This window comes from Streptomyces sp. NPDC058534 (assembly GCF_042717365.1).
GTDB lineage: Bacteria > Actinomycetota > Actinomycetes > Streptomycetales > Streptomycetaceae > Streptomyces.
In genome coordinates this window covers 17,153-24,611 of the sequence record NZ_JBHXNW010000089.1, presented here as the reverse complement: position 1 = coordinate 24,611, position 7,459 = coordinate 17,153, and the positions used below count along the sequence as shown (strand labels likewise).

At 66.5% G+C, this 7,459-nt stretch carries 13 protein-coding genes; all 13 read left to right on the top strand.

What is annotated here, in order from left to right; all coding sequences use genetic code 11:
• On the top strand, window positions 1–189 hold a 189-nt coding region (locus tag ACFWR9_RS36550), incomplete at its 5' end, for an uL14 family ribosomal protein (RefSeq protein ID WP_383850189.1).
• Between the two features lie 2 nt (window positions 190–191).
• Window positions 192–515 carry a 50S ribosomal protein L24 gene (gene rplX, locus ACFWR9_RS36545; RefSeq protein WP_122615761.1) on the top strand — a complete coding sequence of 108 codons (324 nt, stop codon included), beginning with the start codon at window positions 192–194 and terminating at the stop codon, window positions 513–515.
• Window positions 515–1,072, top strand: a complete 558-nt coding sequence (gene rplE, locus ACFWR9_RS36540; protein ID WP_383850186.1) for a 50S ribosomal protein L5 — start codon at window positions 515–517, stop codon at window positions 1,070–1,072. Before rplX ends, rplE begins: the two co-directional genes overlap by 1 nt.
• 5 nt (window positions 1,073–1,077) lie before the next feature.
• Window positions 1,078–1,263 (top strand): type Z 30S ribosomal protein S14, encoded by a 186-nt coding sequence (locus tag ACFWR9_RS36535; protein WP_003948630.1) that lies wholly within the window; start codon window positions 1,078–1,080, stop codon window positions 1,261–1,263.
• A gap of 237 nt (window positions 1,264–1,500) precedes the next feature.
• A complete protein-coding gene (gene rpsH / locus ACFWR9_RS36530) occupies window positions 1,501–1,899 on the top strand; it encodes a 30S ribosomal protein S8 (RefSeq protein WP_383850184.1) in 399 nt (132 codons plus the stop codon).
• A 24-nt stretch (window positions 1,900–1,923) separates the two neighbouring features.
• Entirely contained in the window at window positions 1,924–2,463 is a 540-nt protein-coding gene (gene rplF / locus ACFWR9_RS36525) for a 50S ribosomal protein L6 (protein WP_383850181.1), read from the top strand.
• A 3-nt stretch (window positions 2,464–2,466) separates the two neighbouring features.
• Window positions 2,467–2,850: a 50S ribosomal protein L18 gene (gene rplR / locus ACFWR9_RS36520; protein WP_121748663.1), complete on the top strand. Its 384-nt coding sequence runs from the start codon at window positions 2,467–2,469 to the stop codon at window positions 2,848–2,850.
• Between the two features lie 64 nt (window positions 2,851–2,914).
• Window positions 2,915–3,520: a 30S ribosomal protein S5 gene (gene rpsE, locus ACFWR9_RS36515; RefSeq protein WP_030221015.1), complete on the top strand. Its 606-nt coding sequence runs from the start codon at window positions 2,915–2,917 to the stop codon at window positions 3,518–3,520.
• 2 nt (window positions 3,521–3,522) lie between these two features.
• Entirely contained in the window at window positions 3,523–3,705 is a 183-nt protein-coding gene (gene rpmD, locus ACFWR9_RS36510) for a 50S ribosomal protein L30 (protein ID WP_071364958.1), read from the top strand.
• 2 nt (window positions 3,706–3,707) lie between these two features.
• Window positions 3,708–4,163 carry a 50S ribosomal protein L15 gene (gene rplO / locus ACFWR9_RS36505; RefSeq protein WP_023547373.1) on the top strand — a complete coding sequence of 152 codons (456 nt, stop codon included), beginning with the start codon at window positions 3,708–3,710 and terminating at the stop codon, window positions 4,161–4,163.
• Window positions 4,164–4,405: 242 nt separating this feature from the next.
• A complete protein-coding gene (secY, locus tag ACFWR9_RS36500; protein WP_383850176.1) occupies window positions 4,406–5,719 on the top strand; it encodes a preprotein translocase subunit SecY in 1,314 nt (437 codons plus the stop codon).
• Window positions 5,719–6,372 (top strand): adenylate kinase, encoded by a 654-nt coding sequence (locus ACFWR9_RS36495; protein WP_383850173.1) that lies wholly within the window; start codon window positions 5,719–5,721, stop codon window positions 6,370–6,372. The genes secY and ACFWR9_RS36495 overlap by 1 nt, the downstream gene beginning before the upstream one ends.
• 137 nt (window positions 6,373–6,509) lie before the next feature.
• Complete coding sequence (map, locus tag ACFWR9_RS36490; protein WP_383850171.1) at window positions 6,510–7,346, top strand: type I methionyl aminopeptidase; 837 nt, start codon at window positions 6,510–6,512, stop codon at window positions 7,344–7,346.
• The last annotated feature ends 113 nt before the right edge of the window (window positions 7,347–7,459 follow it).

The window sequence follows — 7,459 nt, the reverse complement described above, 5'->3', positions numbered from 1 at the left end:
CACCGTGGACGCGGCCACCTCGGCGTCCGTCGGCGTCGGCAGCGTCCTCCGCCTCCACCCCCAACCCCCCCACAAAAACCCCCCCCCCCCCCCGACCCTCGCGGCACCCGTATCTTCGGCCCGGTCGGCCGTGAGCTGCGCGAGAAGAAGTTCATGAAGATCATCTCCCTCGCGCCGGAGGTGCTGTGAGCATGAAGATCAAGAAGGGCGACCTGGTCCAGGTCATCACCGGTAAGGACAAGGGCAAGCAGGGCAAGGTCATCGCGGCCTTCCCCCGCGAGGACCGTGTCCTGGTCGAGGGTGTCAACCGGGTCAAGAAGCACACCAAGGCCGGGCCGACCGCTCGCGGTTCGCAGGCCGGCGGCATCGTGACCACCGAGGCCCCGATCCACATCTCCAACGTCCAGCTGGTCGTGGAGAAGGACGGCAACAAGGTCGTCACGCGCGTCGGTTACCGCTTCGACGACGAGGGCAACAAGATCCGCGTTGCCAAGCGGACGGGTGAGGACATCTGATGACGACCACCACCAATCCGCGTCTGAAGACGAAGTACCGCGAGGAGATCTCGGGCAAGCTGCGTGAGGAGTTCTCCTACGAGAACGTCATGCAGGTTCCCGGCCTCGTCAAGATCGTGGTCAACATGGGTGTGGGCGACGCCGCCCGCGACTCCAAGCTGATCGAGGGCGCCATCAAGGACCTCACCACGATCACCGGTCAGAAGCCGGCCGTCACCAAGGCCCGCAAGTCCATCGCGCAGTTCAAGCTGCGTGAGGGCCAGCCGATCGGTGCCCACGTCACGCTCCGTGGCGACCGCATGTGGGAGTTCCTGGACCGCACCCTGTCGCTCGCGCTGCCGCGCATCCGCGACTTCCGTGGTCTGTCCCCCAAGCAGTTCGACGGCCGTGGCAACTACACCTTCGGTCTCACGGAGCAGGTCATGTTCCACGAGATCGACCAGGACAAGATCGACCGCACCCGGGGTATGGACATCACCGTGGTGACCACGGCGACCAACGACGCTGAGGGCCGCGCGCTCCTTCGTCACCTCGGCTTCCCCTTCAAGGAGGCGTGAGCGAGATGGCGAAGAAGGCTCTGATTGCCAAGGCTGCTCGTAAGCCCAAGTTCGGTGTGCGTGGCTACACCCGCTGCCAGCGCTGCGGCCGCCCGCACTCCGTGTACCGCAAGTTCGGCCTGTGCCGCGTGTGCCTTCGTGAGATGGCTCACCGTGGCGAGCTGCCGGGCGTGACCAAGAGCTCTTGGTAATCCGGTAATTCCGGGTTATTCAGACTCTCGGTAAGCATCTGGGTCGGCAGAGGCCCAGCCTCCCATGCCTTAGGCTTGTGGGGTTGGGCGTCTGCCACGCCCTAAACGCCCGCAGGCAGTGCCTGCACATATTGCTTACTACGCCGTAGGTCCACCGCGCCGCACCCGTCCCGTCTCGGATCGGGGAGAGGGATGGCGCACCAGGAAACCCCGGCGAGAGAGGCCGAAGGCCAATTCATGACCATGACTGATCCGATCGCAGACATGCTTACGCGTCTGCGGAACGCGAACTCGGCGTACCACGACTCCGTGTCGATGCCGGCGTCCAAGATCAAGTCTCACATCGCGGAGATCCTCCAGCAGGAGGGCTTCATCACGGGCTGGAAGACCGAGGACGCCGAGGTCGGCAAGAACCTCGTCCTCGAGCTGAAGTTCGGCCCGAACCGTGAGCGCTCCATCGCGGGCATCAAGCGGATCTCCAAGCCCGGTCTCCGGGTGTACGCGAAGTCCACCAACCTGCCGAAGGTGCTGGGCGGCCTCGGCGTGGCGATCATCTCCACGTCGCACGGGCTCCTCACTGGACAGCAGGCCGGCAAGAAGGGCGTAGGCGGAGAAGTTCTCGCCTACGTCTGGTAGCGGAAGGGAACGGAGGAAACAGCTATGTCGCGCATCGGCAAGCTCCCCATCGCGGTTCCCGCCGGCGTGGACGTCACCATCGACGGCCGCACGGTCTCGGTCAAGGGCCCGAAGGGTTCGCTGACTCACACCGTCGTGGCACCGATCGACATCGCCAAGGGTGAGGACGGCGTGCTGAGCGTCACCCGCCCCAACGAAGAGCGTCAGAGCAAGGCCCTGCACGGCCTGTCCCGCACGCTGGTGGCGAACATGATCACCGGCGTGACCCAGGGTTACGTGAAGAAGCTCGAGATCAGCGGTGTCGGTTACCGCGTGCTCGCCAAGGGTTCGAACCTGGAGTTCTCCCTCGGCTACAGCCATCCGATCCTCGTCGAGGCCCCCGAGGGCATCACCTTCAAGGTGGAGAACCCGACCCACTTCTCGGTCGAGGGCATCGACAAGCAGAAGGTCGGCGAGGTTGCGGCCAACATCCGCAAGCTGCGCAAGCCCGACCCGTACAAGGCCAAGGGCGTCAAGTACGAGGGCGAAGTCATCCGCCGCAAGGTCGGAAAGGCGGGTAAGTAAGCCATGGCATACGGACAGAAGATCCTCAAGGGCGACGCCTACAAGCGCGCCGCGATCAAGCGCCGTCACATCCGGATTCGCAAGAATCTCTCGGGTACGGCGGAGCGTCCCCGTCTGGTCGTTACCCGCTCGAACCGCCACATCGTGGCCCAGGTGATCGACGACCTCAAGGGTCACACCCTTGCGTCGGCGTCCACCTTGGACACCTCGATCCGTGGTGGCGAGGCGGACAAGTCCGCGCAGGCCAAGCAGGTCGGCGCCCTGGTTGCCGAGCGCGCCAAGGCCGCGGGTGTCGAGGCCGTGGTCTTCGACCGCGGTGGCAACCAGTACGCCGGGCGCATCGCCGCCCTGGCGGACGCCGCCCGCGAAGCCGGACTGAAGTTCTGAGCCGCCCGTCGCGGCAGCGACTGATGTCGCTGCGCAGCGCCGGAAACAGAGAGAGGTAATTCCAATGGCTGGACCCCAGCGCCGCGGTGGCGGTGCCGGTGGCGGCGAGCGGCGGGACCGGAAGGGCCGTGACGGCGGCGCAGCTGCCGCCGAGAAGACCGCTTACGTTGAGCGCGTTGTCGCGATCAACCGCGTCGCCAAGGTTGTGAAGGGTGGTCGTCGCTTCAGCTTCACCGCGCTGGTCGTGGTGGGCGACGGTGACGGCACCGTGGGTGTCGGATACGGCAAGGCCAAGGAGGTGCCGGCCGCCATCGCCAAGGGTGTTGAGGAGGCCAAGAAGCACTTCTTCAAGGTCCCCCGCATCCAGGGCACCATCCCGCACCCCATCCAGGGTGAGAAGGCTGCCGGCGTCGTGCTGCTCAAGCCCGCGTCCCCGGGTACCGGTGTTATCGCCGGTGGTCCGGTGCGTGCCGTGCTCGAGTGCGCCGGTATCCACGACATCCTGTCGAAGTCGCTCGGCTCCGACAATCAGATCAACATCGTGCACGCGACCGTGGCGGCCCTGAAGGGCCTGCAGCGTCCCGAGGAGGTCGCGGCCCGCCGTGGTCTGCCGCTCGAGGACGTCGCCCCCGCGGCTCTTCTCCGTGCGCGTGCCGGGGCGGGTGCGTAATCATGGCGCAGCTCAAGGTTACGCAGGTCAAGTCCTACATCGGCAGCAAGCAGAACCACCGTGACACCCTGCGTTCCCTTGGTCTCAAGGGGATCAACACGCAGGTCGTCAAGGAGGACCGCCCCGAGTTCCGCGGCATGGTGCACACCGTCCGCCACCTCGTGACGGTCGAGGAGGTCGACTGATCATGGCGGAGCAGAACCCGCTCAAGATCCACAACCTCCGTCCCGCCCCGGGCGCCAAGACCGCCAAGACCCGTGTGGGTCGTGGCGAGGCGTCGAAGGGTAAGACGGCTGGTCGTGGTACCAAGGGCACGAAGGCCCGTTACCAGGTTCCGGAGCGCTTCGAGGGTGGCCAGATGCCCCTCCACATGCGTCTCCCGAAGCTGAAGGGCTTCAAGAACCCGTTCAAGACCGAGTTCCAGGTCGTGAACCTCGACAAGCTGGCCGCGCTCTACCCCGAGGGTGGCGAAGTCACCGTCGAGGGTCTGGTGGCCAAGGGTGCCGTTCGCAAGAACAGCCTCGTCAAGGTCCTCGGCCAGGGCGAGATCTCCGTGGCGCTGCAGGTGACGGTCGACGCCGTCTCCGGCTCCGCCAAGGAGAAGATCACCGCCGCCGGCGGCACCGTCACCGAGCTCGTCTGAACCTTTTCAGGCGTCTCGATGACTTGAGCGATCCCAGCCGGGGATGCCCCACAAAAGGGGTATCCCCGGTTGGTCGTTCCAAGGGCAGTGTCCCGCCGGTAAGGTGGCCTGCGCTGCCCTCTTTCACGGGTGCGTCACATGGGGCACCCTGGGCGGCAGTTGACCGTTACTTACTTTGTCGTCAGTCGAATCCTCAAGACCGTCACCCTTGACGCAGTAGCGCGGGGGTCGCAGGAGGCACCGTGCTCACCGCGTTCGCCCGGGCGTTCAAGACGCCCGACCTGCGCAAGAAGCTGCTCTTCACGCTCGGCATCATCGTGGTCTACCGGCTCGGTACCCACATCCCCATTCCAGGTGTCGACTACAAGAACGTCCAGGAGTGCGTGGACCAGGCGTCCGGCAACCAGGGCATCTTCGGCCTGGTCAACATGTTCAGCGGTGGCGCCCTGCTGCAGATCACGGTCTTCGCGCTCGGCATCATGCCGTACATCACGGCGAGCATCATTCTGCAGCTGCTGACCGTGGTGATCCCGCGCCTGGAAGCCCTCAAGAAGGAGGGCCAGGCGGGCACGGCGAAGATCACGCAGTACACCCGCTACCTGACCGTCGCGCTCGCCATCCTGCAGGGCACCGGCCTGGTGGCCACCGCCCGCAGCGGCGCCCTCTTCTCCGGCTGCACCGTCGCCGGTCAGATCGTGCCGGACCAGGCGATCTTCACCACCGTCGTCATGGTGATCACCATGACCGCCGGTACGGCCGTCGTCATGTGGCTCGGTGAGCTGATCACCGACCGCGGCATCGGCAACGGCATGTCGATCCTGATGTTCATCTCGATCGCCGCGACCTTCCCGTCCGCCCTGTGGGCCATCAAGAAGCAGGGTGACCTCGCGGGCGGCTGGATCGAGTTCGGCACCGTCGTCGCCGTCGGCCTGGTCATGATCGGCCTCGTGGTCTTCGTGGAGCAGGCCCAGCGCCGCATCCCGGTGCAGTACGCGAAGCGCATGATCGGCCGTCGTTCCTACGGCGGTACGTCGACGTACATCCCGCTCAAGGTGAACCAGGCGGGCATCATCCCCGTCATCTTCGCCTCGTCGCTGCTCTACATCCCGGCACTGATCGTGCAGTTCTCCGGCTCCACGGCCGGCTGGGCCACCTGGATCCAGAAGAACCTCGCCGACCCGGCCGCGACGCCGCACATCGTCCTGTACTTCCTCCTGATCGTGTTCTTCGCCTTCTTCTACGTGGCCATCACGTTCAACCCCGAGGAAGTCGCGGACAACATGAAGAAGTATGGTGGCTTCATCCCGGGCATCCGGGCTGGCCGACCGACCGCTGAGTATCTGAGCTACGTACTCAACCGGATCACCTGGCCGGGTTCGCTGTACTTGGGCCTGATCGCTCTCGTCCCGACAATGGCGTTGGCTGGTTTCGGGGCAAGCCAGAACTTCCCGTTCGGTGGTACCAGCATCCTGATCATCGTGGGTGTCGGTCTCGAGACGGTGAAGCAGATCGAGAGCCAGCTCCAGCAGCGCAATTACGAAGGGTTCCTCCGCTGATGCGAATCGTCCTCGTCGGGCCTCCTGGCGCCGGAAAGGGTACGCAGGCAACCCGCCTTGCCGAGACGCTGCACATCCCGCACATCTCCACGGGCGACCTGTTCCGCGCGAACATCAGCCGGCAGACCGACCTGGGCAAGCTCGCCAAGTCGTACATGGACGCCGGCAACCTCGTGCCGGACGAGGTCACCATCGCCATGGCGAAGGACCGCATGGAGCAGCCGGACGCCGAGGGCGGCTTCCTGCTGGACGGCTTCCCGCGCAACGTCTCTCAGGCCGAGGCGCTGGACGAGCTGCTCGAGACCGAGGACATGAAGCTTGACGCGGTGCTCGACCTGGAGGCCCCCGAGGCCGAGGTCGTGAAGCGGATCGCCGGCCGGCGGGTCTGCCGGAACAACTCGGCGCACGTCTTCCACGTGACGTACACGCCGCCGAAGAAGGAAGGCGTCTGCGACGTCTGCGGCGGCGAGCTGTACCAGCGGGACGACGACTCCGAGGAGACGGTCCGCAAGCGGCTGGAGGTCTACCACACGCAGACCGAGCCGATCATCGACTACTACAAGGCGCAGGGCCTGGTCGCCACCATCGCGGCGACGGGACCCGTGGACGAGGTCACGGGCCGTGCGCTGGGGGCGCTCAAGCGCGACCAGTAGTTCTCAGCCCCGGCTGCAGCCGCGGTCCCCAGCCCTGGGGGTCGCGGCTGAGCTGTGAGGTGGGGTGGGGCGGTCCACCCCCCCCCGTATCGTTGGAAGCGTCCCCTCCCCTCCGGTCCAGAAAGGCCGCAGTCCCCATGGTGCAGATCAAGAGCCCCGAGCAGATCGCCAAGATGCGTGAGGCGGGGCTGGTCGTCGCCGCCATCCACGCGGCCACCCGCGAGGCCGCCGTGCCCGGCGCCACGACCAAGGACCTGGACCAGGTCGCCCGCAAGGTGCTCGCGGAGCACGACGCCAAGCCGAACTTCCTCGGCTACGGCGGCTTCCCGGCGACCATCTGCACGTCCGTGAACGAGGTCGTCGTCCACGGCATCCCGACCGACGACGTGGTCCTGAAGGACGGCGACGTCATCTCCATCGACTGCGGCGCGATCATCGACGGCTGGCACGGCGACGCGGCCTACACGGCCTTCGTCGGCTCCGGCCACTCCCCGGAGCTGGTCGAGCTGTCCCGGGTGACCGAGGAGTCGATGTGGGCGGGCATCGCGGCCATGAAGCAGGGCAACCGCCTCGTGGACGTCTCCCGGGCCATCGAGACGTACATCCGCCGGCAGCCGAAGCCCGGCGGCGGCAAGTACGGGATCATCGAGGACTACGGCGGCCACGGCATCGGCACCGAGATGCACATGGACCCGCACCTGTTGAACTACGTCGAGCGCAAGCGCGGCAAGGGCCCGAAGCTCGTCCCCGGCTTCTGCCTCGCCATCGAGCCGATGATCTCCCTCGGCACCCCCCGCACCGAGGTCCTGTCGGACGACTGGACGGTCATCACGACGGACGGCACGTGGTCCTCCCACTGGGAGCACTCGGTCGCCCTGACCGACCAGGGACCCCTGGTCCTGACGTCCCCCGACGGGGGCATGGCAAAGCTGGCGGAGCTGGGCATCACGGCGGCGCCGGACCCGCTGGCGTGACCTCGGCCCTGGCCACGTCCGCCGGTCGGAGGCCGGCGCAGCCGCTCGAAGCTTGTGAGGCGCCCCTGGCGCCGAGCCCGCGAGGGGGGCGTGGAGGACGGGGTCGGGGGCAT

Coding starts and splice junctions, on each gene's coding strand:
- rplX (WP_122615761.1), top strand. CDS start 192: ATGAAGATCAAGAAGGGCGACCTGGTCCAGGTCATCACCGGTAAGGAC.
- rplE (WP_383850186.1), top strand. CDS start 515: ATGACGACCACCACCAATCCGCGTCTGAAGACGAAGTACCGCGAGGAG.
- ACFWR9_RS36535 (WP_003948630.1), top strand. CDS start 1,078: ATGGCGAAGAAGGCTCTGATTGCCAAGGCTGCTCGTAAGCCCAAGTTC.
- rpsH (WP_383850184.1), top strand. CDS start 1,501: ATGACCATGACTGATCCGATCGCAGACATGCTTACGCGTCTGCGGAAC.
- rplF (WP_383850181.1), top strand. CDS start 1,924: ATGTCGCGCATCGGCAAGCTCCCCATCGCGGTTCCCGCCGGCGTGGAC.
- rplR (WP_121748663.1), top strand. CDS start 2,467: ATGGCATACGGACAGAAGATCCTCAAGGGCGACGCCTACAAGCGCGCC.
- rpsE (WP_030221015.1), top strand. CDS start 2,915: ATGGCTGGACCCCAGCGCCGCGGTGGCGGTGCCGGTGGCGGCGAGCGG.
- rpmD (WP_071364958.1), top strand. CDS start 3,523: ATGGCGCAGCTCAAGGTTACGCAGGTCAAGTCCTACATCGGCAGCAAG.
- rplO (WP_023547373.1), top strand. CDS start 3,708: ATGGCGGAGCAGAACCCGCTCAAGATCCACAACCTCCGTCCCGCCCCG.
- ACFWR9_RS36495 (WP_383850173.1), top strand. CDS start 5,719: ATGCGAATCGTCCTCGTCGGGCCTCCTGGCGCCGGAAAGGGTACGCAG.
- map (WP_383850171.1), top strand. CDS start 6,510: ATGGTGCAGATCAAGAGCCCCGAGCAGATCGCCAAGATGCGTGAGGCG.